The following is a 1,516-nucleotide window of genomic DNA, read 5'->3' as shown; positions in this document are numbered from 1 at the left end:
TGCAGTGCAGCAAACGGCAAAATCACGCAGCTTGTGGATCAGGCAGTGAACGAGGGCGGAGCAGCGACGTACACCGTGTTCTATAACCGCAAGCTCGGCACTGCTTTGGAAACGGCCTCGGCGGACGGCGACTTGATTTTCATTGATGTGGAGAAGTGATTTTTGTGAAGCCGAAACTTTTTGAATCGCTTATGGCTAAGCCCAACGACCAGCGCGAGGTTTACGAGAAACTAAAGCTCAAAACTGAGCATCCGTTCCTCAAGCGCTACGTGCAGATGGGCATCAAAGAAGGCCTCTTCAGCGACATGACAGGCGCATTGGGCAGAATGCACGACACCTTAGTGCAGGCTGCGTTTCCCGAACTCATCGGCAGAAACATAATCTCCGTCATGCCTACGTCGGAGCCGATGGAGCGTTTCCCGCTGGATAGTGATGCTGTGGCTTACCGTTACGCTGAAGGCGCCGTGACACGCCTAAGCGGCAAGAAAAACACCACAGTCGACATCTACACGAGCCAGTTGGTTGATGCTTCTGAGGAGTGGACGCGGGAGTTTCTCGAAGACGCCACTTGGAACGTCATGGACAATATGGTGCAGAAGGTGGGCAGAGCCTTAGCGCTGAAAGAAACCCAAGCCATCCTCGCCCTCTACGGCGCAGTTGCAGACGCGGATTTGGCTGGCGGCGCAGCACTCAACGGCAACAACCAAGTTCTTAGCTGGAGCGGACTGCTTGCACTGCATAATGCTGTCCGAGGCGAGAATTGGCGTCCAACCGTTTTGGCAGTCAGCGAGACTCAGCTGCATCAGTTGCTCAACGATGACAAGTTCATCCACTCGCAGTATTTCCCAAGCAGTGAAACCGACATCGAAGCAGGCAGCATCGGCAGCGTCTTAGGCATGCGCGTCCAAGCAAGCACACTGGTTCCAAACGGCACCGCGTATGCGATTGATACACGTGTGGCTTCAACGCTGCTTCTGCGTCGGGACGTTACGGTTGAGGACTGGGAAGATGTCAAAACAGGCAAGTACGGCGTCCGAGCTACCACACGGTTCGGCTTAGGCGTTCTGCGTTCTACAGCTGTTGCCAAAATGACCAACATCAAACAAACGCTGACCTAAACACATGTCAACGTACCAACAACTTTCCCTCTTTTTTGAGCTAACAAAATCCGCGAGGTCTAACCCATGAGTAATGTCTTCAAGAAAATTCGCGAGGTCCTCTCTTATGCGCCTGCTGTGGGCGTGGCGTCTCCTAAGCAGAGAGTGTTCTTTGACACTTCCTGCATCCCCTTAGTCGACGTCATGAAGCTCTATGAGCGTGACTCAACCTGCAAGGCAAGCGTGGATTTGCTTGCGGCTAGCACGGTGGGCATGGGCTTCTACACTACGGCTGATGAAAAGTACGAGAAAGCCTCCGAAGCGAAAGCGGTTGTGGACCGGTTCTGTGAAGACGTCAACCTTGACGGCTTGCTTAACGATATGGCTAAGCCGTTGATTGGCTGCGGAAACGATTTTTG

Annotated in this window: 2 protein-coding genes; both read left to right on the top strand. The window is 53.3% G+C overall.

The window, feature by feature from the left end; all coding sequences use genetic code 11:
• The first annotated feature begins 164 nt into the window (after positions 1-164).
• On the top strand, positions 165-1,118 hold the full coding sequence (locus NWE96_11000; GenBank protein ID MCW3984500.1) for a phage major capsid protein: 954 nt from the start codon (positions 165-167) through the stop codon (positions 1,116-1,118).
• Positions 1,119-1,184: 66 nt separating this feature from the next.
• Positions 1,185-1,516: hypothetical protein (locus tag NWE96_10995; GenBank protein ID MCW3984499.1), on the top strand; the 332-nt coding region annotated here is incomplete at its 3' end.

The sequence above is a fragment of the Candidatus Bathyarchaeota archaeon genome (assembly GCA_026014685.1).
Classification (GTDB): Archaea; Thermoproteota; Bathyarchaeia; order Bathyarchaeales; family Bathycorpusculaceae; genus Bathycorpusculum.
Note: the sequence above shows the minus strand (reverse complement) of the source record. Positions and strands in the feature narration are given on the sequence as shown.